The organism is Psychrobacillus sp. FSL K6-1464 (assembly GCF_038003145.1).
Taxonomy (GTDB): domain Bacteria; phylum Bacillota; class Bacilli; order Bacillales_A; family Planococcaceae; genus Psychrobacillus; species Psychrobacillus psychrotolerans.
The window spans coordinates 857,435-883,784 of the sequence record NZ_JBBOOP010000001.1; the positions used below are offsets into that span (position 1 = coordinate 857,435).

General features: G+C 36.4%; 21 protein-coding genes. 16 read left to right on the forward strand and 5 right to left on the reverse strand.

Features of this window, described 5'->3' with window-relative positions; all coding sequences use genetic code 11:
- Positions 1 to 28: 28 nt before the first annotated feature.
- From MKX39_RS04135 to MKX39_RS04145, 3 genes are read right to left on the reverse strand one after another with little or no spacing between them, the layout of a single operon-like run.
- A complete protein-coding gene (locus MKX39_RS04135; protein WP_340768461.1) occupies positions 29 to 1,945 on the reverse strand; it encodes a PTS fructose transporter subunit IIABC in 1,917 nt (638 codons plus the stop codon).
- Between the two features lie 16 nt (positions 1,946 to 1,961).
- Complete coding sequence (gene pfkB / locus MKX39_RS04140; protein ID WP_340768463.1) at positions 1,962 to 2,873, reverse strand: 1-phosphofructokinase; 912 nt, start codon at positions 2,871 to 2,873, stop codon at positions 1,962 to 1,964.
- Positions 2,870 to 3,622, reverse strand: a complete 753-nt coding sequence (locus MKX39_RS04145; protein ID WP_340768464.1) for a DeoR/GlpR family DNA-binding transcription regulator — start codon at positions 3,620 to 3,622, stop codon at positions 2,870 to 2,872. The genes pfkB and MKX39_RS04145 overlap by 4 nt, the downstream gene beginning before the upstream one ends.
- A 642-nt stretch (positions 3,623 to 4,264) precedes the next feature.
- Here MKX39_RS04145 and MKX39_RS04150 point away from each other — a divergent pair.
- The 13 genes from MKX39_RS04150 to MKX39_RS04210 all read left to right on the forward strand — a co-directional run bounded on the left by MKX39_RS04150 (position 4,265) and on the right by MKX39_RS04210 (position 19,478).
- Positions 4,265 to 4,558, forward strand: a complete 294-nt coding sequence (locus tag MKX39_RS04150) for a WXG100 family type VII secretion target (RefSeq protein ID WP_090565261.1) — start codon at positions 4,265 to 4,267, stop codon at positions 4,556 to 4,558.
- Positions 4,559 to 4,636: 78 nt separating this feature from the next.
- Positions 4,637 to 4,876, forward strand: a complete 240-nt coding sequence (locus MKX39_RS04155; protein ID WP_093537215.1) for an EsaB/YukD family protein — start codon at positions 4,637 to 4,639, stop codon at positions 4,874 to 4,876.
- A gap of 14 nt (positions 4,877 to 4,890) precedes the next feature.
- Positions 4,891 to 6,261 carry a type VII secretion protein EssB gene (gene essB, locus MKX39_RS04160; RefSeq protein ID WP_340768466.1) on the forward strand — a complete coding sequence of 457 codons (1,371 nt, stop codon included), beginning with the start codon at positions 4,891 to 4,893 and terminating at the stop codon, positions 6,259 to 6,261.
- Between the two features lie 63 nt (positions 6,262 to 6,324).
- The gene (essC, locus tag MKX39_RS04165) at positions 6,325 to 10,803 is read left to right on the forward strand and encodes a type VII secretion protein EssC (RefSeq protein ID WP_340768468.1); all 4,479 of its coding nucleotides are present in this window, start codon (positions 6,325 to 6,327) and stop codon (positions 10,801 to 10,803) included.
- Complete coding sequence (gene esaA, locus MKX39_RS04170) at positions 10,800 to 13,646, forward strand: type VII secretion protein EsaA (protein ID WP_340768469.1); 2,847 nt, start codon at positions 10,800 to 10,802, stop codon at positions 13,644 to 13,646. The genes essC and esaA overlap by 4 nt, the downstream gene beginning before the upstream one ends.
- A complete protein-coding gene (gene essA, locus MKX39_RS04175) occupies positions 13,627 to 14,145 on the forward strand; it encodes a type VII secretion protein EssA (protein WP_340768470.1) in 519 nt (172 codons plus the stop codon). The genes esaA and essA overlap by 20 nt, the downstream gene beginning before the upstream one ends.
- 17 nt (positions 14,146 to 14,162) lie before the next feature.
- Positions 14,163 to 14,522, forward strand: coding sequence for a YwqH-like family protein (locus tag MKX39_RS04180; RefSeq protein ID WP_340768472.1), 360 nt, complete (start codon positions 14,163 to 14,165; stop codon positions 14,520 to 14,522).
- Between the two features lie 21 nt (positions 14,523 to 14,543).
- Positions 14,544 to 14,846 (forward strand): YwqI/YxiC family protein, encoded by a 303-nt coding sequence (locus MKX39_RS04185; protein ID WP_340768474.1) that lies wholly within the window; start codon positions 14,544 to 14,546, stop codon positions 14,844 to 14,846.
- A complete protein-coding gene (locus tag MKX39_RS04190; RefSeq protein WP_340768475.1) occupies positions 14,843 to 16,303 on the forward strand; it encodes a ribonuclease YeeF family protein in 1,461 nt (486 codons plus the stop codon). Before MKX39_RS04185 ends, MKX39_RS04190 begins: the two co-directional genes overlap by 4 nt.
- 20 nt (positions 16,304 to 16,323) lie before the next feature.
- Positions 16,324 to 17,037, forward strand: coding sequence for a hypothetical protein (locus tag MKX39_RS04195; protein ID WP_340768476.1), 714 nt, complete (start codon positions 16,324 to 16,326; stop codon positions 17,035 to 17,037).
- A gap of 184 nt (positions 17,038 to 17,221) precedes the next feature.
- The gene (locus tag MKX39_RS04200; RefSeq protein WP_340768477.1) at positions 17,222 to 17,812 is read left to right on the forward strand and encodes a hypothetical protein; all 591 of its coding nucleotides are present in this window, start codon (positions 17,222 to 17,224) and stop codon (positions 17,810 to 17,812) included.
- Positions 17,813 to 17,829: 17 nt separating this feature from the next.
- Positions 17,830 to 18,627, forward strand: a complete 798-nt coding sequence (locus MKX39_RS04205; RefSeq protein WP_340768478.1) for a hypothetical protein — start codon at positions 17,830 to 17,832, stop codon at positions 18,625 to 18,627.
- 140 nt (positions 18,628 to 18,767) lie between these two features.
- Positions 18,768 to 19,478, forward strand: coding sequence for a hypothetical protein (locus tag MKX39_RS04210; protein WP_340768479.1), 711 nt, complete (start codon positions 18,768 to 18,770; stop codon positions 19,476 to 19,478).
- A 130-nt stretch (positions 19,479 to 19,608) separates the two neighbouring features.
- Here MKX39_RS04210 and MKX39_RS04215 read toward each other — a convergent pair whose 3' ends face one another.
- Positions 19,609 to 19,818 (reverse strand): hypothetical protein, encoded by a 210-nt coding sequence (locus MKX39_RS04215; RefSeq protein WP_340768480.1) that lies wholly within the window; start codon positions 19,816 to 19,818, stop codon positions 19,609 to 19,611.
- Between the two features lie 200 nt (positions 19,819 to 20,018).
- On the opposite strand from MKX39_RS04215, the gene MKX39_RS04220 reads away from it, so the two are divergent.
- The 3 genes from MKX39_RS04220 to gdhA all read left to right on the forward strand — a co-directional run bounded on the left by MKX39_RS04220 (position 20,019) and on the right by gdhA (position 24,100).
- Positions 20,019 to 20,456, forward strand: coding sequence for a HEAT repeat domain-containing protein (locus MKX39_RS04220; RefSeq protein WP_093537228.1), 438 nt, complete (start codon positions 20,019 to 20,021; stop codon positions 20,454 to 20,456).
- Positions 20,457 to 20,686: 230 nt separating this feature from the next.
- A complete protein-coding gene (locus MKX39_RS04225) occupies positions 20,687 to 22,282 on the forward strand; it encodes a M20/M25/M40 family metallo-hydrolase (RefSeq protein WP_340768481.1) in 1,596 nt (531 codons plus the stop codon).
- Between the two features lie 435 nt (positions 22,283 to 22,717).
- On the forward strand, positions 22,718 to 24,100 hold the full coding sequence (gene gdhA / locus MKX39_RS04230; protein WP_340768482.1) for an NADP-specific glutamate dehydrogenase: 1,383 nt from the start codon (positions 22,718 to 22,720) through the stop codon (positions 24,098 to 24,100).
- A 258-nt stretch (positions 24,101 to 24,358) separates the two neighbouring features.
- On the opposite strand, the gene MKX39_RS04235 is transcribed toward gdhA, so the two are convergent.
- A complete protein-coding gene (locus MKX39_RS04235) occupies positions 24,359 to 26,059 on the reverse strand; it encodes a methyl-accepting chemotaxis protein (protein ID WP_340768483.1) in 1,701 nt (566 codons plus the stop codon).
- Between the last annotated feature and the right edge of the window lie 291 nt (positions 26,060 to 26,350).

Consider the following 26,350-nt stretch of genomic DNA (forward strand, 5'->3'; position numbering starts at 1 on the left):
GAAGATCCGAAAGCTAGAGTGTATTGAATCATGCAGCAATTACGATTTTCTTTTTCAGGAATCCAAGGGTTATAGCTGTTATAAAGGATCCCACGAGAATAGCGAATGCATACAATAGTATATTTATCGCACCTCCATCAACAAGGCCGATCACAAAAATTCCACCGTGAGGAGCGCGCAAACCAATGTCAAACAGCATTACCAATGCACCAGTGACTGCAGCTCCGGCAACAGAAGCTGGGATAACGCGTGCGGGATCTGCTGCTGCAAACGGAATAACACCTTCCGTGATAAAGCTAGCACCGAGCACATAAGCTGTCTTGCCGGCTTCTCGTTCAGGTTTTGTGAATTTATTTTTGAAAAGTGTGGTAGAAATCGCTACGCCAAGTGGCGGTACCATTCCTGCTGCCATGACAGTAGCAATGAAATTAAAGTTTTGTGCATCAAGCATAGCAATGCCAAATGTATAAGCCGCTTTATTGACAGGACCGCCCATATCAATAGCCATCATGCCTCCTAGAAGTAATCCGACAAGCACTAGATTTGTCCCACCAAGGCTTTCAAGAAAACTTGAAATGCCTGTATAGACTTTCGTCAATTCAGGATTGACTAACATCATGATTATTCCAGTAATGGCAATTGAAAACACTGGGAAGAACAATACTGGATTTAACCCTTCAAGTGAATTAGGAAGTCTTGAAAATATTTTTTTGACTAACAGCGTAACATAACCAGCTAGGAACCCGGCAATCAGTCCACCAAGAAATCCGGAACCACCACTTGCTCCTTCAACGCCTGTTACGGTAATAGCAATCAGTCCACCGACCATTCCTGGTGCAAATCCCGGACGTTCGGCAATACTCATTGCGATAAATCCGGCTAGAACTGGAACCATTAGGAAGAAGGCATTGCCTCCACCAATAGTATTCAGCATAGCAGCGAATTCATTGTACTCAGGACTGTTAGGATTTGATGCATTTATGCCCCAGAAGAAGGAAATGGCAATTAGAATACCCCCACCTACGACAAATGGTAGCATATTGGAAACACCGTTCATTAAATGTTTATAAAACCCGCCTTTACCTTCACTAGAGGATGCTTCATCCTTTGACTTGTCATGCTTATAGATCGGTGCATCTTGGTTAACCGCTCGATTCAGTAAATCGTCTGTTTCATAAATGGCTTTGCCAACTGCAGTCTGGATGACATGTTTACCATCGAAACGAGCCATATCCACTTTGGTATCTGCTGCCACGATAATAGCTTCTGCTTCTGTAATTTCCGCATCGGTCAGCCGATTTTTTACACCACTCGAGCCATTGGTTTCCACTTTCAGTGTAATACCAAGTTCTTTTGCACGATCATTGAGTTTTTCTGCCGCCATATAGGTATGGGCGATTCCTGTCGGACAGGCTGTAACCGCTAGAATCTTTTTAGCGGATGAACGAGGTTCATCCTTTTCTTCAAGCGGCTTTTCTGACCCTTCGGCTTCCATCTCCTTGTCTGTAATCGCTTGCAAAACTTGCTGTTTAGAACTGGCTGCAAGAATACGTGAACGGAATTTTTCATCCATTAAAAATGTTGCTAGTCTTGACAAGGCTTCCAGATGATCATCATTGGCACCTTCAGTGGCTGCAATCATGAAAAATAGATGAGCGGGTTGGCCATCCAATGATTCATAGTCGAGACCATGTTCAGATCTGCCGAATGCAATGGCTGGAGCATCGACTGCTACTGACTTGGCATGAGGAATGGCAATGCCTTCGCCGATACCTGTAGTGCTCTGATTTTCACGCGTTAGGATATCCTTCAGGAACGCTTGGCGGTCCACTAGTTTTCCGGCCTGTTCCAATTGTCCAGTCAATTCTTCCAGAACCTGTTGTTTTGAAGTGGCAACTAAATTCAGTATAATTGTTTCTTCTGTCAATAATTGTGTAATTTTCATCCTGTCACATCCTTCATCAGATTGGGGTGATTTCTACTTGTTCAAGTAATACTTCGACGCCTTGTTGATCACATAAATCTGAACGGAAGGCCGTGGCGCTTCCACTTGCAACACCGTAACGAAAAGCTTTTTCAGGATTTTCGTCTTTTGAATAGGAAGCGATGAAACCAGAAACGAGTGAATCGCCTGATCCTACGGTATTGATGACAAGACCAGTCGGCGCTTTAGCTCTTAAAGAGAGGTCTTTGGTAACGAGTAAAGCCCCGTCGCTGCCCATCGACACGATGACATGTTTGATGCCATTTTCTAAAAGTCTTCTGGCATAGTGATGGGCATCCTTAATAGTTGTGATTTCGGTATCGAATAATTCTCCTAGTTCCTCGAGGTTAGGCTTGATCAAAAAGCAGGGTACTTTTGTCAGTTTTTTCAGTGCTTGACCGGAAGTATCAAGTACAAAGTGCACTCCGTTCTCCCTACAGATTTCCGCAAGGTGAAGAAAATAGCTATCGGAGATGGAGATAGGAAGACTGCCCGCAAGAATGAACCAATCGCCTGTTTTCATGCCTTTTACTTTATTCGTGAGAACTAGTAATTGTTGCTCCGTTAATTTTGGACCTGGCCCGTTTAATTCTGTTTCTTTATCTGCCTTTATTTTAATATTTATCCGGGTTATTTCAGAAGTTTCAATGAAATCAGTATCTACTCCTTCTTTTTGTAGAAATTCTTCTATATAGCTACCTGTAAAGCCGCCTGTAAATCCTAGGGCTTTGCTCTTAACACCAAGTCTGTTCAATACTCTGGAAACATTAATACCCTTGCCGCCAGGATAATAATATACTTCTTCGGAGCGGTTTAGTTTTCCATTTTCGAAAGCCGCCAGGAAAACGGTATAATCGATTGATGGTGTAATAGTGCAAGTATAAATCATTCGAGCACCACCTTTACTGAAGTTTTTTTTCTGAAAATATCCAAAGTTTCTGCCGGTATACTATCGATGATGAGTTCGGCCTTTTCCAAATCCATGATTTTCGCAAAACTAACTTGATTGATTTTTGAATGATCAGCTAGCACAAAGGTTTTTCTAGACAAGGAACTTGCCAATAGTTTGATAGCTGCTTCTTCAGGATCGGGTGTCGTATACCCATATTGCTCATGCAGACCATTAACACCAAGAAAACAAATATCAAAACGATAATTTTTCATAGCCTGGGCAGTTTGAGAACCGACAAATGCACTCGTTTTAGACTTAAATAATCCACCGGTTAAATACGTGGTGATGCCATAATCTTTCAAGGCATCAACGAGGGTCAAACCATTAGTTACAACCAAAAGGTTTTTGTTTTGCAAAAATGGAATCATTTGAAAAGTTGTGGTACCAGCATCCAAATAGACGCTGTCTCCTTCTTTGATCAGTTCCGCTGCAGCTTGTGCAACATGAATTTTTTCGGCTAGATTTTGAGTAGATTTATCTGTCACACTTTGTTCTATTAGATTGTTCCTAGTCAGAATAGCGCCTCCGAAAACGCGTTCTAGTTTCTGCTGGCTTTCAAGTTCTGTTAAATCTCTTCGAATTGTCGATTCGGAAGCCGCAGTTTCATCCACCAATTCTTGGATTTTTACCGTTTGTTTTTTTTCTAGCTTTTTTAAGATATAAGCATGTCTCTCGTTTGTTAACAAGTAATCAACCGCTTTCTTGAATAGAGTTAAATTTCTGTTAAATTAATAATACCTGAATTCATAATTTAATTCAATCACAAACATTCATAAACGTCCAAAAACAATCATTTTTTTCTCTCTTTCTTAATTTTGCTCTCAACCTTTATCTAATGATGAATGGCGACAATAAACTAAGTCTTTGAGTATCTTTATAACGAGATATTATCCTGGTGCATTTTTGAAAAAATGATATAAAAGTAATGCGTATTATTTTTAATAATATTTTTATGATTTTTATACAACTAATTTTTAAATACGAAAACGAAAAAATATTAAGTAACTCTATATGGGAAAATTTAATGACAAAAGTCTATGAGCTTATAGGTCTAGTATTTTTGGAGGTTTTTGATAGGAATTTTGACTATAAGATTATGTAATGGTATTTATTATAATAAAGGAAAAGTTTTCTAATACTTATAAAAAAATTCTAGTTTATAGATTTTTTGAAATTAATAATTTTATTAGGTTTATAAACTAATAGATCGAGGGTATTGGGTATTAGTGGAACTTTGAATGTAGGAAGTACCTGTGGGTTCTGTTGAAAGCACTACACAGTTATTTTATAAATGTCATAAAATTTCAAAGAAAAGGGAGATGTTTGGAATGTCAGGAATTATTCGCGTAACACCAGCTGAGTTAGATGCTATGGCTTCTCGCTACAATCATGAATCAGGGGAGGTTGCTTCACAAATTGGTCGCCTAGATGGCATGATCGGTGAATTACAATCGATGTGGGAAGGTTCTTCTAGTGCTGCATTCGCTGAGCAATATGAAAGACTAAAACCTCATTTCAATGAAATGCGTGAATTATTAAGTGAAGTAGGTATTCAATTAAGCCGCGCTGGTCAAGCACTACAAGATGCAGATCAACAAGTTGCTAGTCAAATTCGTGGATAATTTATCAGTTAGCTTGTAAAAAAGTAGGGCGTCATTCCCACACAGGAAGGCGCTTTTTCCTTAATTGGGGTGAAAAAAGTGTATATAGAAATTACTGTTGATCTTTCTAAATACGATGGAAAAATCATCGATTTAAGACTTTCCGATTATTATACAATGAAAAAAATGATTGATATTGCCTGGCAAGCCAGTTCTATTTCAAAAAATCCACGCGAAGGTCATTGGGTGCGCGTTGTGAATAAAGATAAAATATTCCCGGGACATTTGACGTTAGCCCATTGCGGTATAACGACAGGTGATCGAATTGAAATTATTTGATAGGAGCTACAAAGATGGTCAATCATTCACATACATACTTGAAAAACCGAATCGGTGCGGAAATTAATGAAGAACCTTCTAAAACTACTTTTGTCTTTCAGAAAGAGAGAGTTGGGTTTAAACGAACAGAAGAGATTATTTTTTTAAAAGAAGTTAATCCAAAAATAAAAAAAGACATAGTCATAACCGACGATGAGTTAATTATTCAAGCAGATATTCCCGCATCTTTTAAGAGATATGATGCTATCCATGTGGAGGATGAAAAGTCTAGGTGGATGTTTGCATACCAATTAGTGGAAAAGGTATATTCACATCCATACCCGCGCTTAAATTTAATCGTTTCTCCGGAAAATATTGTATATAGCAAAGGGATGGATCCGAGTTTTCTTTATTTTGGAGTGTTAGGTAGTTTACCACCCTTTGAAACAAATGATGAGCGGGTCTGGTTAGAAACAAAAGCCGTAGTTGCAGCTGCAATAGACGGCTCTTTCACATTTGAGGAGTATTTAAAGTATTCAGAGATTTTGGAATTGAAGGATCTAGGCTCTACGATTATGACGATGAAGGAAAGTGACTCGCTACTCAACTATATAAGTCAGCAAATGGAGCTATTAGAACAAAAAGAACTAGAAAATGTGAAGCTTCCTCGAAAGAAATGGAAATTAACTAAGTGGTTATCGATTGGGTTAGGTGTACTTATAATTCCTGCTATTGTATTTGCAATTATTTACTTCGTACATGAAAAGCCAAAAAACGAAGCCTTTATCGATAGTCAAATGTCATTCCTCGGTCAAAACTACAGCCAAGTAGTAACAATATTAAGCCCTTATAGCGTTAAGTCCATGCCGTTTATCGTGCTGTATGAACTTGCCTATTCCTCCGTTACAAATGAACGCTTAGATGAAGAACAAAAGAAAAATGTACTTTCTAATATTACCTTGCAAACGGATCCTGATTATTTGAAGTATTGGATTTATCTCGGACGTGGTGAGGCAGAAAATGCTGTGGATATCGCTAGAGCAATGGAAGATGGAGAGTTAATCACGTATGGTCTGTTGAAATTAAGAGAAGAAGTGAAGGCAGATAAAGATTTAACTGGTGAAGAAATGCAAGAAAAGCTAAATGAAATAGATCAAGAAGTAGCGGAATATGAGAAGTTAATGGAAGAAATAGAAGAACAAGAACAACAAGCAATAGAACAACAGGAACAGCAAGAACAAGAAAAAGAAAAAGAAGAACTAAAGAAAAAGGAAAAAGAACAACAAGCACTGGAACAAAAACAAAAGGAACAACAAGAACTAGATCAAAAGCAAAAGGAACAACAAGCACTAGAGCAAAAGCAAAAGGAACAACAAGATCAGCAAAAAACGGAACAACCAAAGTAATAGCAAACAAAAATATTGCTCCCTATATAAAATTCGAAAATGAATTGAAAGAAGGTGTACCTATTGCAACAATTATGGTTGTTTTATGACGAAAACTATCAGCAAATTACAATTCCTGAAAAAGGTTTTACCGCTTTGACGATTGGTCCAGCAATTGAACATGATATAACGATTCAGACGTTCCCTTTTATAAATGGACCATTAACGTTAAAAAAAGAGGAGGATGGACTCGCCGTTTATAGCGAAGATAATTCCTTTGGAAAATTAACAGACGATGAGGGATTGACAATTGAACAAAAGGAAAAGTCCCTCCACCTATATGCTTTTTCCACTCCGGTCTCTTCCGGAACATACTATATAGACTTTAAAAATGAAGTTTCATTTGATACCCAATTAGAAATCGCAACATTTCAAAGGCTGAAAACTAGTTTTCCAAGAATAGAATCTGGACATTTTTCACTAAATCAAATCGCAGATGGGTGGATTATAAAAAAAGACTACGGGTGTCCATTATATGTAAATGGGAAATTAGTGGATTCTAACACGATTCTAGCTAACGGTGATGTGCTTCAGTGGGCTTTTATGGAGATGAAATTACTTCAAAAAGACTTAATAGAGGTAACTGCTGCAGTTCCTTATACGACGAAACTTCCTATAATTGACATTCCGGCATCTGAAATATTGCAGATGTATCCAGATTATCGTCGAACACCAAGAATGATTTATGATCTTCCAGATGACAAAGTTTCGTTAACATTTCCTACCCAAGAAACGGAGGCTTCTGGAAGAGGATTATTGCTTATTATAGCACCGCCACTTGTGATGCTTGTTGTAATGGCACTTGTAGCTATTTTCATCCCAAGAGGAATTTTCGTCATTATTTCTATTACTATGTTTTTAACAGTATTAGTTACCTCTACCGTTCAATACTTCCGAGACAAAAAGAAAGATAAGCGAAATGCGGAAAAAAGACTTCGAGTTTATACCGCCTATTTAGAGAATATGAGAGAACAGCTTTATGAATTATCCGAGAAGCAGAAGAAAGTATTGACCTACCATTTTCCCTCTTTTGAAGAAATGAAACAAATGACGGAAGACTTGTCTAGTAGAATTTGGGAAAGAACGCTAGAAAGCCATGATTTTTTAGAATTCAGATTAGGAACAGGAAATGTGAAAGCTAGCTATGAAGTTAAACTATCCTCTGGAGATTTAGCAAACCGAGAAATAGATGATTTACTAGAACAAGCTCAGCGAATGGAAAAGGTTTACAAAGAAATTCCAGACGCACCAATTACAACGAAGTTATCAGAAGGCATCTTAGGTTTAACTGGTAAAGAAACCGTTATAAAGCGTGAATTACAACAAATAATTGGTCAATTGGCATTTTCACAAAGCTATCATGATACAAGATTTATCTATATTTTCAATCATGAGGAATATGCCGAAATGGAATGGATGAAATGGTTACCACATTTTAAACTGCCGCATATGCATGCAAGAGGTTTGATACATAACGAAGAAACGAGAGATCAATTATTATCTTCGTTATATGAAATTATTCGTGAGCGAGATACTGACGTCCAAAAGGGGAAAACAATATTTGCCCCCCATTTAGTTTTCTTCGTGGCAGATTATTCCCTGCTTGCTGAGCATGTCATCTTAGAATACTTAGAAAGCCAGCATACAAAAGACCTTGGCATATCTGTTGTTTTCGCAGAATCTGCGCAGGAACGAATGACCGAAAATGTTCATACGCTCATTCGATATGTAAATGAACGGGAAGGAGATATCCTCATTGAGGCAGGAAAGGCTGTTGATATTCCTTTTTATTTAGATGAATTTGATGCTTCGACTAATGAAAGGTTTACACGAATGCTTCGAACATTGAATCACCAAGTAGGCATTAAAAACTCGATTCCAAACTCGGTAGGTTTCCTAGAGATGTTTGGTGTGAAAGATGTAGAGGATGTACCAATAGCACGAAATTGGACATTGAATGAGTCAGCAAAATCACTTGCTGTTCCAATTGGTTTCAAAGGGAAGAATGAACTTGTTGCATTGAATTTGCATGAGAAGGCGCATGGTCCCCATGGATTGTTAGCGGGGACAACTGGTTCAGGTAAAAGTGAATTTTTACAGACATATATTTTATCGCTTGCAGTCCATTATCATCCCCATGAAGTAGCTTTCTTATTAATCGACTATAAAGGTGGAGGAATGGCTCAACCTTTCAAGCATATTCCCCATCTTTTGGGAACAATTACGAATATAGAAGGTAGTAAAAACTTTAGTATGCGAGCACTTGCATCTATAAATAGTGAGCTCAAACGAAGACAACGTCTATTTGATCAATATGTTGTGTCGCATATTGATGATTACACAACCTTGTATAAAGAAGGAAAGGCAATGGAACCTCTTCCTCATCTATTCCTTATTTCGGATGAATTTGCAGAGTTAAAACGAGAGGAACCAGATTTTATACGAGAGCTTGTGAGTACGGCTCGAATTGGGCGAAGTTTAGGGGTACATCTTATATTGGCTACTCAAAAGCCCGGCGGTATTATTGACGAACAGATTTGGAGTAATGCGAGATTTCGAGTTGCACTAAAGGTTCAGGATGCATCGGATAGTAAAGAAATCCTGAAGAACGGAGATGCGGCTACGATTACTGTAACTGGACGTGGTTATTTGCAAGTTGGAAATAATGAAGTGTATGAGCTATTTCAATCTGCATGGAGTGGGGCTCCTTACAAGGAGGAAGTTTTAGAGGGTGAAGACGATGTGGCACTTATCACAGATCTTGGTTTATATCCTCTTTCTGGAATTGCGACAAATGTGAAAAAGAAATCTAGTGGCTTGACAGAAATGGAGGCAGTTACTGCTAAAATTGCTAAGATAACTAGTGATTTGGGTATCCAAAAGGTGGCTAGTCCATGGTTGGAGCCGTTACCTTTGCGTCTTGAAAAACAACAAGAGGTAACTACTATTCAACCAGGGATCCCTGTAGGAATGATTGATGAACCAGAAAAGCAAAGTCAGTCATCAATTGCCTATAACTGGACAAAGGATGGAAATCTTGGCGTGTTCGGTTCCTCAGGGTATGGGAAATCATATACATTACTTACAACTATATTGGGACTTGCGGAAAATCTTTCTCCAGAAGAAGCAAATTTTTACTTGCTTGATTATGGAAATGGCTCGCTACTTCCTCTCAGACAGCTCCCTCATACTGCTGATTATTTCACGATTGATGAAGAGTTAAAAAGAGAAAAACTAGTGAAGCTTATGAAAGAAGAAATCACCAAAAGAAAGGTTACTTTCCAACAATCAGAGGTTAGTAACATTCATATGTACAATAATTTATCGACGGAAAAGTTACCTCTTCTATATATAGCCGTTGATAATTATGATATTGTCCGTGAGGAAATGGAAGAATTGGAAGCACAACTAATTCAATTTGGTCGAGATGGTCAATCGCTTGGAATTTACCTGTTTGTGGCTGCAACAAGAGTTCAATCCGTTCGACAGTCCTTAATGAATAATTTAAAAACTAAAATTGTTCATTATTTAATGGATGCAACGGAATCATTTACAGTAATCGGACGAGTACCATTTGACCTAGAACCTTTCCCGGGTAGAGCAATTCTAAAGAAAGAAGATGCCTACTTTACTCAAATTTACTTGCCAGCTAGTGGGGCAGATGACTATGAAGTATTAGAATCTATTAAGAATAAAGTAAGTAATTTAAGAGCGCAATATAAGGAAGGAACACTTCCGTTACCAATTCCAATGCTTCCACTAGAGCTATCAGCTTCAAGTTTCTCTTTCTACTTGGATGGAAAGAAAAAGGATGCAATCGTTCCAATTGGATTGGATGAGGATACAGTTCTTCCAATTACCATCGACTTTAAGAAAAATCGTCATTGTCTACTCATAGGGCAAGTCCAAAGAGGGAAGACCAATACGATCACTTTGATGCTTCACACACTGTTAGAACAGAAAACAGGGTTTATCTCTATATTTGATTCGTTTGACAGAGGATTATCCAAATTTACTGCTTATGAATCCATTGATTATCTGGAAACGAAAGAGAATTTAGTGGAATGGATTACTCGGACAGAGCAATATTATGCGGAAGTAGAACGGGACTATCTCGAAAGTATTCAACAAGGGAATCCAGGAGAAATCACGCTTTCTTATTTTATCATCGATGGCTATACAAGATTCCTGCAAGTAGCTGATATTACCATACAGGACAGACTAGCGAAATTGATGAAACGATTTGGTCACTTAGGATTTAATGTCATCGTGTCTGGGAATAACGCTGAAATTACGAAGGGCTATGATGCCTTTACGAATGAGTTGAAGCTTGTTAGACAGGCGCTCGTCTACATGAAAAAGGCAGAGCAGACTTTGTTTACAGTTGCATATGAACGAAAAGAAGCAGAGCTTCCACTTGGATTTGCACATTATATTTTAAATGGGAATGCCATTAAAGTTAAAATCCCTTTAAGTGAGTTGGAGAGGACGAACGTACAATGAAATCAACTAAAAATACCAGACTATTAAAATATGGTGTTGGAATTCTATTAATACTAGCTATTCCTATTATCTTTTTCCAACTGATGGGCGTTAATATTCTCGATTTGAATAACTCGAACAAGCGCACTATTGCAATCGTAAATGAAGATATGGGATTAACAAAAGATGCAGAACAAGTACAAATGGGTGTCGAAGTAGTCTCTATTTTAGCAGAGGGCTCAGATTTTGGTTGGAAAGTAATGGGACGTGGTGCGGCAGAAAATGGGTTAAAGTCTAACCAATACGATGCGATTGTTTATATTCCTTCCAATTTCTCGGAAAATATAATGTCTTATGATGAACAAAATCCGAAAAAAGCAGAGTTTGCCTATCAAGTTCAGCGTCAGAAAACGGGATTGCGTAAGGAACAGGTTTTACATGAAATAGAAGTAGCAACGGACCGCGTAAATGATAAAATTTCCACTCTATACTGGAGCTATATAGCGCAGGAAATGAATCATATTAAAAAAGAGTTTACGAGCATTTTAGGAAAAGAAACAGAATTCCTTAGTTCCATGTCTGCTTATTATAAGCCTGAGTCAGAAACATTAGCTGAACAGATGCAAACGCAAAAAGATCAAATGGCGGCATTGCAAACGACAATCGGATCAGCAAATAATGCACATAATAGTCGAATTCAAAATGCCGATACATTCGGATTGCAGATGAATAACTTCATCACCTATATTCAGCAATATAAAGAATTTCAAAATACACAAAGGCAAATACTACAACAAGTACAGGATGCCAGCTTGGCAAAAATTCACGCAACAGCAGCAACACAGGCTGAACAATTTAATCAGTCCGTGCAAATGTTAGAAGAAAGTAATAACAATATAAATGAAGAAATTCAAAAAGTGAATCATGTTATCGATACAAATAAAGAAAAATTTAATGAATTATCCGAACTACGTAAAAATGAAGTGGATCGTCAACTGACAGATTTACTAGTAGTGCAGGGAACTGCAATCGATCGCTACAATAATACAATCTTAGATAGTTTAGAAAAAGGCATAGAAGCAGGGAAAAGTGGGAATGCAGTTCTTGCAGCAACTTCCATAGGAACAGAGCCGAACCAATTTACTTCTATTAAAGAACAACTGGAGAAAAAAGCTGCGGACAAAGCTTCCGTTGTTCTACCTGGTTTAGAAGAACAGCGTGTGAAAGTGGATAGTATATTAACAGGGTTAACCTCTTTAAAAACAAAAGTGGCTGAAACGGATCCTGCATCGGCTTTTATAAGTGAAATTGATATCCTTCAAGCAGAATTAGGCTCGATTACAGCAGCTTTATCAGAAAGAGAAGCTACATGGGCTAATACAAACCAAACCGCAACGACTGACTATACGCAAGCTTCTGCAGAGTATGCAAAACTATTGGAAAACTATAACTCTATTTATAGAGAATACGAGTCTATACAACAAATTATAAATACTTACCCAACTGATACTGCACGTATTGGAATGGAAATAATGCAAAAAGAAAATGATTTGCTTGCTAACCCTAACGTTTCAAAGAATCAAAAAAGTAGATTACAAGAACTATTTGCAAAGGGAGCAGCTAAAACAGATACTAGTTCTTTGTTATCCTACTATGCTACTTTAGAGCAATTTGAATTTACGCTCAATGAGGGTGGAGGTAGTGCAAATAAGGATGCTATTTTAAAGGATGAAATTTTAACAGCATTGTTGAAAAATGTGGTAAATATTAATGAATTGGAGTTAGAAGGTTGGACTTCGGTTGAAGAAGGTATTCCAGAAACAGAACTAGGAATGTCTGATTTAAGTACAACATTTGCTGCAATCATGTCTGGTTACAAGGAAACTGCGGAACAACAGCACGCTTCTTTGATCAGCGAACTAAATTCTATCGATGAACAAGCAAATATTTTACTTGCTCAAATTCAGAATCCAGCGAATATGATTCCATCTGGAGAACCGGTGGCAACTACCTCTGAAGGGCAAGTAATGGCTGGTCAACAAAATGTCACTTCTCAGCTTGTAACATTAAGTGGAATGATTCAATCTTTATCGCAAAAACAAAGCAGTTTAGTAGATTATGCAAATGATTTAACTGTGAAAGCAGACAATATAAAAGAGACATCTAATGAATTCAGTGGTAAATGGGATACGAATGTAAATGCTATGTCTGATTTTGATAATGATATTCAAGAGTTTCTAGCTAACACGTATGTAGATGGTCAGGAAAATGGATATGCATTTAATCACTTTGTGAATCCATTGGAAGTAAAAGGCGAAGCAGCTGTTTCGGATGAAATGGAAAAAGTTCCGCCTGTTATTTTATTTATCATTCTACTAATTAGTAGTTTATTAATCGGCTATTTCTCTTATCAGATGAAAGAAGGACCTATTGGACTCCAGTTAGCTCTGACTGCTCTATTGTCTATACTTGTTGGTCTTATTATCAGTTTCTACAGTATCTATATGTATATTTTAAATGACCACCGTGCACTAGAATGGACAATCTTTACTATTCTTTTATTGCTTGCTGGCGCAGCTATCATTCGTGCTGCATTAGAGTTCGGACAATCCGTTGGGTGGCTAGCTAGTGTGGCGTTGATGTGTTTATACATCATTCCATTATTAATACTTGCTGTACCTGATATTAATATGCCAGATGTCTTGTCTGCTGTTTATATGTCTATCAAATATGAACCTGAAACTAGCTTTATATGGGGAGCAGTGATTACAGCAATTATCTCTCTAGCAATGCTTGCTACTACTTACTTTATGAGTACTAATAAATCAAGAGCATCTGTGGCAGATGAAGCGTATGAGAGCTAAATACCGGTTCATCCTCCCACTGTTAGTATTAATGTTTATAGGAACTAGTTTTATCGTTGTTGCAGAAGAACCTAAAGAAGCAAAAGACTTGGATCCTTTGATTTATGAAAAACTAGAATTTAAGAAAAATACCGATTATCTACATGACAAGCAAAAAACAGAGATGAAAAATACAATTCCTGAAAAGCAATTTGATATATACTTTGACGGGAGAAATAAGCTTCCTAATCGAGGAGATACATCCTTTTTGTTTCAAACAGCTGAGCGCGGGGAAAAAAGTACCGTAACTGCGAAATCTTCAGAGCTAAAATTATTTTCTAGTTCTGATACAAAGAAACTAGAATTATCAGCTGCCGACATGAAGGAAGAGAAATCTTCAAATAATAGCGTAAGAAATATCCTGTTTTTCGGAATAATAGCGCTAGGTGTTCTGATGTTATTTGTCATTCTTTTACCAAGGCTAGTCAATGCTAATGATTCCAAAATAATTGCAAAATGAATTAGGAGGTAATGTATATGCTTGGTCATTATTATGCACTCTTAGCTAAAAAGAGGGAAGATTTGCAGAGATTAATAACATGTCAGTCTTCTTTGCAGGGGAAACAATCCGAATATAACACGAATGAACCCAAATGTTTGGAACCGGAACTAACATCCACTACTTGGCAAGGAAATCACGCAAATAAGTTTGACGATATAAGGGAATCTGGCATTCACACTAGTTATGTAGATATATCGGGAACTCAATTTTCTAATGTATTTAGTGCTATTTCCGCGAAAATTAGTGAATTGAATGCAGAAATTATATCGATTCAACAGATTATCACCAATATTGAAGCAGAACAAGCACGGCAAGCTCAAGCGAAAGCATACTAACTTGCAAGGGGGAGAAACGTTATGTCTACAGAAGTTAAAATCGTCTATGCAGATGTAGAAAATCAGCTTGGAGAAATGACTGGTACAGTTAATCTACTCAATCCCAAAGCAGAACCACCTATTAGTGGAAATACCCTAGATGTTGTTACAAAATTTAATGAGTTATCCTTAAAATTGGATCAATTACTTGTAAAATATCAAACATTGTCGACTGGGAATATTCAAACAACTTCTGCTTCTATTGACTTTATGGAAGAGTCCGATCAAAAAATATCAGCAGCGATGCAATGTACAGTAAATGGAACTAGTGTGGTGGCGAGATGAAAATACTAAGCGTACAACCATTTCATGAGGGACTTCAAGGGAATATTAATATGCTGTCAAGACTAGAAGGGGAAATTAATGCGATTCAAACTGCGGTTCAAGGCTTAGTTATGATGGAGGAAACGCTTAAAGGAGAAGGTGGGAATGCAATAAGATCATTCTATAATGATTGCCATCTCCCCTTTCTACATTTCTTTTTAACATTTAAAGATCTGTACAATACGACCCTTACTACGATGAATTCCGCCTTGGATACTTTAGAGCCGGATGCTAATGGCTATATTCGACAAGCATATCTGGAAGGAGAAGTAGAAGATGGGCTAAAAGAAATTTCTCAAGTAACCACTAGTTTAACGGACGAATCCAATAGTATTATCAATTCTGTTTCCGATATAGTTCCACTGCCACATTTAGACGATAGTGGTGTGCAAGAAGGTGTAACTAGCGCTAAAACATCTAGAAATAATACGGTTTCGGATTTAAATGAATTCGATTTGTCTCAAACCAATGCACTGCTTCTTATAGAGGCAGCCATGTTAAATATGGAAGCATGGCTAACAGATATGGAGTATTTAATGGAAGAAGGATTAACGGATGTTAACTTCCCAGCCGATAGTTGGAACTCAGTGCAAGATGCAACGCCGATTGGTCAATTTTATTTGCAGCATCAAATAGACATGCTTGCCTCAAATCCACGAGTAGAAGAAAATGGTGTGGAAGTGTCAGCCCCTACCCCTACTTCTACTGCTAAGGAAAGTTTATGGGAAGCTATTATGTCTACTGTAGGAGTTGGTATTGCCGATTGGAAAGAAAAACCTATTAATGCAGCTGCTACTTTATTTGGCACAGCTTTAGTTGGGAACTCCACTTACAAAGAAGTGAGATTAGCTGCCCAGGGCTTTGGAATTACTAGAACTACTAGAACAACGAAACAGAATGTCACGAAAACAGTTATTAAGATTACTAGACCAGACTTAATTGGAGTTAAAAATAAAACATACTCTGGAGCAAATGCGACAAACTATGAAAAGATTTTTAAAAGAGTAGATACAGCAACAAATATCAAATCCACGTTTCGTTTTTCTGCAAATAAACTTGGATATATTGGAGTATTTGCTACAGCCGGTGGAGATATCGTACATGGTATACAAAATAATGAGTCTGCGAGCGAAATAGCTGGTAATGTAACAGGTGACGTTGCAGTTGCTGGTACATCAATGGCAGCTTCAGCATGGGCTGGGGCACAAGCTGGAGCAATGGTAGGTGTAGCTGGAGGACCCTTAGGCGTTGTTGCAGGAGCTGTTGCAGGATTAGTCGTAGGTGTCGTCGTAACTGCTGTTTTAAGTAAAGTGAAAATTATGGACGTTGATGGTGATGGTGAGACCGATTCTATAGGTGATGCTATTAAAATAGGAACTAAAGGTCTTATTGACGGTGTTGCTGGTTGGTTTGATTAATAGATTAATTGGAGGAGAAAGTGATTAAACAGCAAAATATGGACAGTAATACATTGTCTTACTTAAAATTTCAAACTCCCGAGATGAATAAAAAAAATATTATAGTATTTTTCATTATACTTTTATATTTCACCGGAATAATTCCTATAATAGGTGAACCGTTTTCCTATTCTTTTTTTATGGCAGCAATAATACCAATTGCACTCATTTCTATATGGGCAATTGTTTATGTAATTGATCCTTATAAAAATGAAAAGTCCTATTATTTATTCTTCGGTATTTATGGAATAGTGAATACGTATGTATTTTTCTTAGTTGTAGTAAAACTACTTTATGTGAATATTGGAGTAGAAGGTACTAAACCGTTTGTTTTATGGCTAATGTTATTTATAGCTCTGTTAGTAGGAGTGAATATATTAAATGTTAGAGCTTTAAATTCAGGAACGTATGATAAGTTACAGAAGAAAAAGAGTCTAAATATGTCATGGGCAATGATTGGGGCTTTAGGGTATATTGTCGGTCAGTTTATATTATCGTTCATTTACAGTGATGACGCGGTAAGTACACTACTGATTGTGTTAGTTTCTTTACTTGCTCTTTTGACTTCCTATTTTTCCGTTTATATTCATCGTTATTATTTTATTCATAAAAATATAGAACTGGTAAAACAGGTATATCCAAACTTTAGTTTGCCGAAAAGTGAGAGAAATGCGAGAAAGAAAAAGTTAAAATAAACGGTATATTTTAGCTGGAGTTAGTAAGGAGAGAATTCTAATTCAAAAAGAAAAAATGGATAACATTTTCTCGTCTTATTTAAAATTTGACTCACCTAAATCTAATAAAGAAGGAGTAATAGGATACTTACTTTTATTTTTGTATTTAATGGGGGTTTTCCCTATTTTAGCGGTTCCCTTCTCATTGCCATTTTTATTAGCAGCTATTGTCCCTGCAGCTTTAATAACATGTTGGGGAATTATTTATATAATAGATCCTTATAAATATGAAAAATCCTATTATTTATATTTAGGGGTATACGGTGTCGTCAATACTTACATCTTTTTTGTAAGCATACAAAAAATGCTATACAAAAATCTTGAAATAAATGGTTGGGCTCCATTTATGTTTAATATAATATTATTCATTCTACTAATTTTGGGTATGAACTGGATGAACTGGAAAGCTCTTTATAGTGAGACATATTATAAGTTACAACAAAAGAGTTCTATTCCAGTAGGATGGGCATCTATCGCAGGGGCTTCATATATATTAGGACAAATAATATTGTCCGTTGTCTATACAGACTCGGGGATCAGTATATTAATGATAGTTTGTCTTACTCTTTTATCTTTTTTTACGGCATTTTTATCTATTAATATTCACCGATACTTTTTTATCAGAAAGCATATGGATAGAGCGTTGGCAATTTACCCAGAATTCGGTTTACCAAAGGATGAGAGGCACGGAAACGAAAAGAAAAAAAGAAAGAGAAGAAAAAAGAAAAAGAAATAGAGGAAGAAGGGAAAATAATGATTCCAACATTTACTATACAAGACATTTTTGTAATGATGCAAACGTTAAATACGAAAACTTTAATAGGCTTTTCGAATCCCTTCGAACATTTAACAAAGTACGAAATTGAAAGGGAATGGGAGAAAACCTATAAAAAACTACATAAGTTAAATCTAATTGACTTAGTCGATAAGGAAATAAAATTAGAAGAAAACTTTGGAAATGCACTATGGATCATGTCACGCACCAATATGGTTGTGGAGATTATAAAAGATGGGACAGAAAAAAGTTATTTTTATTTTAGTAAAGACCATGTAGTGGAATGCAAAGAGAACGATGACAGTGAGTTTACATTATATGTACATGGAACTCCAGACTATGTTTGGAATAATGTTATTTATCCTCGAATGCTTTTAGGTGTAGAAAGTCGCTCAAACGGTGAAGGGGAAACTATTCTTATACCTACTTCTTCCTATAATACGTGGGTTAAAGCACGTTCGATAACGGATGTACAGAGCCTGGAATCTATCAATTCGGGTGAGATTTGGAAGAGTGTTAGTAGTCAGTTGGATGCTGCATTAAAAAGTATGGTACATAATAATCGATTAATGGTATTTTTTAAAGAGGATAATCATTGGGTTATCGAAGGGATGCATGTGTTGACTTCACATAGAAATAATTGGACATTCAAAATGGTGAAAAAAGACAATAAAGAGTTATTGGAAGGAAAACAAAGTTCCAATTTGGAAATTGTTTCAGAAATCTTAGATGTGTTAGTAAGGATGCAAAATCAACAAACAACACTTAATAAGTGATAGTAGAGAAATCAAGCACCTTTTCGTCAGTTGAAAAGAGTGCTTGTTGTCTATGGAGTAATATTTGTTTTATTCTTTTATGTATTATATTAACCCTCCAACAATACTAATAATAATTCTTTTAAGTGGGGAGTGTATCAATGGCTTGTAAGCTGAGTGAACAGGATTTTGAAGTGCTAAAAGAGCCTCTTAAATCAGGAAGACAAGCACCTGGTTCAATAGCTGGGGCACTATTTTTAACTATATTTCTACAGGCAATTCTATTTTCATTAGAGTATTTCTTTGTAGGAGTTAACACTACCTATCCATATAAAGATGAAATACTTTCAGTTCATTTATGGATAACTGGTGTATTAATTTTATTTTCTCTTCTTTATTCTATTCCTGCAATATATAAAAGAAGCGACAAAATGCAGTATTTTATCTCCATTTTAGTATCGCAAAATTTATTTTCCGTTAGCTTTTTAATCTGTGCATTATTTTTGATAGGGAATGACGATGGAAGTGGAACAAAGGAGACCTCAGAATCTTTACTAAACTTTACCTATGTAACGCTTGGAATTGGGCTGTTGGTCTTCGTTCTCACATGTATTCGTTTCTATATTTTGTTACAAAGAGGGGAGTATAGAAAAGGATCAAAAAAAGAAGAACTTCGTGGACGGTTTGAAGTGAAATCATATATACCTGTTGCTACTGTTGCAGGTACAGGATTGGTTTTTGTCATACAATATATCGCTAGAATATCTACACTCAATGATTTAAATATGATCATTTTCATTGTTATAGGTATAGGTTTATTTTTTTACTATGGTATTTGTATTGCCAGAACAATTGGTGATATTATATTGTAAAATTCGTTTTCAAAGTTTTAACTTCAATGAGCGAGGTTATTTAAAGTAGAATACTATTAAATAATAGTAGAGAAATCAGGCACTTTTTTGTTATTTAATCAAAGTTCCTGATCTCTCTCAAGTAGTAATCTTATGTATTTTCATGAAGTATTTTGACATTTAATTTTTCTAATTGCGCTAGGTTGATTGTATAGCTGTTTTCGGTCTCTACAAATATTCCGCCATCAACTTTATTTCTTTCAGCTGTACGGATATCTGTATTCGTTTCGAATATCAGATTATTACCACCTTTAAATTTCAGGTAAAATTTATACTTTTTCAATTCATCAGTATTACGCAATATTCTCCCTCCTTTAACGGAGTATAGCATTTGTCTATCTAAAGGTTAATAGATATAAGATAGTTTTATTGGGTATATAGTTTATGAGACTTAATGAGGATACCTTTCTTATAGAATAAATTAGGTGATATTACTTAAGTAGTATATAATGAAGGGATGCTGAAAATACTGAATTAGAGAATATAAAGGAGTTTGATCATATGGGAAACAATACAATAAAAACGGAATTACCAGAGAATTATGAAGAACTAAAAAAGGCAGCTAATCGTACTGCAAGCTGGAAATCGCGTTACGATGCAGTAGTTGAATTAGGAAAGTATAATCACAGTCAAGTGAAGGATATATTAAGAACAAGACTTGCAAATGATCCGGTTTACAAAGTACAAGAGGCTGCTTTCCAAAGTTTATTGGATTTTGGAGAAGAAGCACAATTACCAAAGCGTAAAAAGTTTGAGTTAGTAAAAGGAGCAAACAAAGTGTTTGTTCGTGTTAAAAAGAGTTTGCCTAAAGACCATACATTTGAAGAGTTTTTAACAAAGTTAAAGAGAATGCGTATTGATGTATATGATACGTATGAAGGTGACAAAGGCGATGAATTCAAAACTTGGTTAGAAAACGAATGGTCTAACTTAAAATAATTTTAAATACAAAAAAGCAATTGTCTTCATAGGCAATTGCTTTTTTCGTGCATATAAATTTATTATTTATACTTCTGAATTAAGTTGTATTAGGTAATAAGATTAAGTTTTTATAGTAAATAATTTAGTAAATAATAAGTATAAGTAATAATATTCCTTATTAGATTGACACTTAATAGGGTAGCGCATATATTTTAAATAGATAGTTAGTAATGATTGGAGAGAATATCATGGGGAAATTATGGGATACACCTGAGAAGCTGCGCACTTTGCTATGTGAATTGGTTAGTTGGGATAGTATTACTTTAACAGAAGGTGAAAGAGCATTTGCACCAAAATTAGTGAATAAGTTAGGGGAACTTCGCTATTTTCAAGACCGTCCGAGTTTATTACAAATGCATGATGCGGGGCTAGGAAGACAAGTAGTGACGGCATTATATAAACATCCTGAGGCGACCGAAACAGTTGTATTGATCAGTCATTTTGATACAGTTCAGACGGAAGAGTACGGTGTATTACAGCCGCTTGCGTATTTTCCTGAAGAGTTAACAAAAAGATTGATGGAAAATCCGGAAGAATTACCAGAAAGTGCTCGTGCGGATTTGGAGACTGGTAAATATTTGTTTGGTCGCGGTACGATGGATATGAAGATGGGTCTTGCCTTACATATGCAGTTGATAGAAAAAGCAAGTGTCGAGGAGTGGCCGATCAATCTTATTTTGACAACGGTTCCAGATGAAGAAGTCAATTCTGCTGGTATGCGTGCTGCTGTTACACATTTAGTCCGAATACGGGAGGAATTCAACTTAACTTATAAGCTTTTTTTAAATAGTGAACCTTCTTTTTCTCAAAACCCTACTGATATTGCAGAATATATTTATACAGGGTCGATAGGCAAAATTATGCCTGCTGCTTTGTTTTATGGGAAGGAAACGCATGTTGGGGAACCTATGAAAGGTATGACTGCCAATTATATTGCATCTTTCTTAACACAACGTATGGAATGGAATGATTTATTCCGGGAAACAGATCTTGGAGAAAGTACGCCGTTACCTGTTTCATTGCAGCAAAAGGATTTAAAATTATCTTATTCTACCCAAACACCTTATCGTGCTGTTGCATTATACAATGTGTTTTTACTAAAACGTACTGCATCGGAAGTAATGGATCTGTTCGAGGAAGTAACAGAAGATGCAATGAAGGCATTGAATGAAAGTTATTCCATGATTTGTGAGCGTGAACAAGTAACAGGTGTGGGACAAGTAAAAGTTATACGTTATGCAGAACTATTAGCATACGCAAATAAAAAGCTAGGCATCGAACAAGTGGAACAGCTTAAAGCACAAACACTTTCTAATGAGGAGTGGGATGATAGAGAAAAATCACTTCGTATCGTAGATGATCTGATGATCCAGTGTCAAGAGCTTGCACCAGCAACAGTGATCCTATTCGCGCCACCTTATTATCCGGCAGTGAACACATCGGATGATCCGGTGATAAAAGATGCTGTAGAATTGATGCAGCAAGCAGGTCGATCGTTTAACAACAAAATTGATCAAATACATTATTTCAATGGAATTTCCGATTTAAGTTATGTCAATTACGTGGATGACGGCAAAGGTTGGACCGCATTTGAAAAAAACACACCTGTTTGGGGAGATACTTATGATATTCCTTTTAACGATATGGCGAAGCTAAAAGGTCCTGTTTTGAACGTTGGACCATTTGGTAAAGATGCGCACCAAAAAACAGAGAGACTTCATGTAGACAGTGCATTTGTGGAGATGCCCGAAATGCTAGAAAAATTGTTGAAGAGTTTATACTAAGTATAAATGTCTTTGCGACGAGTGACCGCAGGAGCATATGTTTTCGTAGTGACGAGGAGGCTGAAGCCAAGCCCACGGAAAGCGAAGTGGTGGGCCTTGCCGAGTTTAATATTCAACTCTATACATCTAAAATAAAGTTTATCTACAGTCTGAGACTTCCTAAAAAAGGAAGTCTTTTTTATTTGCGCTTGTTAGCTGATTACTTTCGGATATAAGATGCGTGTATGTTGTCGCTACAAATTTACTCACTAAAAGAGATAATTTACTTTCGAAACGAAAAAAACTGTTATATTTATGACTGATGGTTAGTTTACTAATTGCGTAACTTATTAGACTTTTTTGTATTTTAATAATATTTTGTTTATAAATATGTTGAATATCTTGGTTTTTTTGGAGATAATGAAACTAATAATTTTTTATGATAGGAGTAATTGGATGGAAATAACAATGAGAACTAATTTAGAACATAAAAATAGAGCAAATGATTATGTGCATGAAGTATTCGAACTAGTAAAGAATAGAAATCAAGGGGAAAAGGAATTTTTACAGGCAGCACGTGAAATCTTTGATTCACTACGACCTGTATTTCTAAAGCATCCCGAATATATACATAATGGCATTTTAGAACGCATAACGGAACCGGATCGAGTTATTACGTTTCGTGTTGCATGGGAAGATGACACTGGAAAAGTCCAGGTAAACCGCGGTTTCCGCGTCCAATTTAATAATAGTTTGGGGCCATATAAGGGAGGAATCCGTTTTCATCCAACGGTAAATAGTAGTATTATGAAATTTTTAGCTTTCGAGCAGACATTTAAAAATGCTTTGACCGGACAACCGATAGGAGCAGGTAAAGGTGGATCGGATTTCAATCCTAAAGGGAAGTCGGAACGTGAGATCATGAGATTTACCCAAAGTTTCATCACCGAGTTAAGCAAATATATAGGACCTGATATGGATGTTCCGGCTGGAGATATCGGTGTTGGGAAAAGAGAGATTGGTTATATGTTCGGTCAGTATAATCGTTTAAAAGGTGGTTACGAGGCAGGAGTGTTCACCGGAAAAGATCCAAACCACGGTGGGAGTCTAGGTCGTAAAGAGGCTACAGGTTATGGGACAGTCTATTTTGTAGAAGAAATGTTGAATGCAGAAAACGATACCTTTGAAGGAAAAAAGGTAGTCGTTTCCGGATCTGGGAATGTTGCAATATATGCTATGGAGAAAGCTATAGAGCTTGGTGCAGTGGTATTAGCGTGTAGTGATTCAAGTGGATATATTTATGATCCTCAGGGGATTGACGTAGAAACGGTTAAACAGTTAAAAGAGTTGGATAGTAAAAGAATTCAGGAATATATAAAGACTCATCCAAATGCAGTCTATCATGACGGCTGCACAGACATTTGGTCAGTAGCCTGTGACATTGCATTACCTTGCGCCACACAAAATGAAATGGAAAAAGAAGATGCTTTGTTGTTAATAGAAAATGGAGTAAAAGCAGTAGGGGAAGGTGCTAATATGCCTTGCACCGAGGAAGCTATTCTTGCATTCCAGGCAAAAGGGGTATTATTTGCTCCAGCTAAAGCAGCAAATGCTGGCGGCGTTGCAGTTTCCGCAATGGAAATGTCACAAAATAGCATGCGCTTATCGTGGACTGTGGAAGAAGTAGATGAAAAGTTGAAACAGGTAATGAAGAATATATATACAAGTTGTTATAGTGCTGCAGAAAGTTACGGCCATCCAGGTAATCTGGTAATAGGAGCTAATATTGCTGGTTTCCTTAAAGTGGCGGATGCAATGGTAGCACATGGCATTCATTAATCAATACAAAAAGGGGCAACTCGAATAGAGTTGCTCCTTTTGCATATTTATCATTGGTTCTTACTATGACAATAAAATTAACTGTGGTTACTGTAGTAATAACACCTTTCGGAAATCACTGTTGAAATAGGGATACTATTATTCAAGAATGGATGAAGGAAATAGATACACATTGCTTAACACTACAAGAAATAAAGAAAGAGGTTGGTCTCGACAAAGTCGCGACCAACCTCTTTAAAAAACTTACGGGAAACCTGATTAAAGCTTAAATTTATTAACAATCTGATTTAATTGATGTGCAATATCATTTGTCTCGTTTGAACGAAGGGCAATCTCATCAATGGAAGCAGTTGTTTCTTCTGTTGCTGCTGAAATGGATGTAGTAACCTGCTCAATTTCTCTTATCGATTCAGTAAGTTGCGTGATTAACTCAACGACCTGTTTTGAATTATCGGCTTCTATTGTTGTCAGCTCTGAGATCATGGAAATTTCTTCAACTGTAATGGCAACGGCTGTAGAAATATCACTTAATGATTGAGAGGTCTGAAGGACAGTAGAAGAACCTGTTTCGATTAACTTTGTACTTTCTTCAGTAGATTCTACTACTAACTTAATACTCTCTGTAATGTCTTTTATAATTGTTTCAACTTGATCAACTTCGCTATTGGATTGTTCAGCTAGTTTTCTTACCTCTTCAGCGACTACAGCGAAGCCTTTTCCATGCTCACCTGCACGAGCTGCCTCAATCGAAGCATTAAGTGCCAGTAAATTGGTTTGAGCTGCAATTGCTGAAATAGATCCAGTAATTTGTTGAATCTGTTTTGTTGCCTCATTTAGACGGCCAATTGTTTCACTTGTTTCAATAGAAGCAGTTTTGATTTTATCCATATCATGACTAATCTCACTTGCACGTGTCAGACCTTCCTTGGCAGTGTCCATAGTTGTTTTGGAATTTATGACCGTTGAATCTGCTCGATTTTTTGAAATTTGTAAACCTTGTGCGAGATTTTGCAAGATTTCGGATGAACGTTCTGCAGTAATCGTACCATCAGATACCGATGCGGCAGTTTCACTCATGTTTGTAGATACTTGATGAACAGCATCCTTCATCTCATTAAGAGAGATAGAGTTATTCTCGACATTATTTGTTAATTTTACTGATGTCGTTTGAATTGTTCCTATAATTTCTCTTAGATTTGACGCTAATGTATTTAATATTTTACTTAAATCTCCAACCTCGTCTTTACTAGTAAAGTTGGTGTCCTCGACTGTTAAATTACCTTTTGCAATTTCGCCAGCATGTGCAATAAGTGCTGAAAGTGGTTTTGTTTTTCTTCTTATTAAATATAAAGTAATTAATGATGCTAAAATCAGTGGAATCAAACTAATAAGTATCCCCTTACTAACTACGTCCCATGTACGATCTGATACAATAGAAGCATCAAAATCAATAACACTTATAGCGATAATATCTTTGGAAGGATCATGATCTTCAAAAATAGGTGCATATCCAGATAGTCTTTCTAAGTCAGCAAATTCATAAGCCTCTGAATAAGTAGCATGTTGCATTTCTACTAACATTGCAACAGCTTCTTTGTCTATGTAAAACTGATCTCCGGCTTTGAACCCATCTTCTCTTAAATTGTCATCCATAGCGAGCAGTTTACCATCTAAATCTATAATGTACTGCGTTTCAAAGATTTCCTTATGAGCAGTAGTCCAATTTAGTTGTTCCCCAACACTTTCAATTGCTGAAGTATCTCCTGCTAGAATCTTTTTAACATCATCCGGTTGGATTAACCCAGTTGTGATATTGGCACATCCATATGCCTCAATTCCTGCTGCTTTATATAACTCGTTATAAGCAGTGTTGTACGTGGCAACGGAAGTGATTAATAGCATAGAAGCAATTATCCCAACAATGATCATTCCTAGATGCACTGTTAAATTATTTTTCATTTTAAAATCTCTCCTGTCTAACTTTCAAACTTATATAACATTTATAACATAACAATAGGGATAAAGATATAGTATTATAAGCGCGATTAATGCGCGAATGTGACTAATTACCTTCCATTTTAAATTTAAATATATAATTCTTTGTCTTATTAACAGGCAAACTATTATAGGAAACACAGAATTAATTTATAAATTGATTTAGAAAAATTTGAATCTATTAATAAAAATTCTATCGAAACGACATAAACTCTGTAATATTATTGTTACACAACTGTAAAGGTAGTTTTGTTT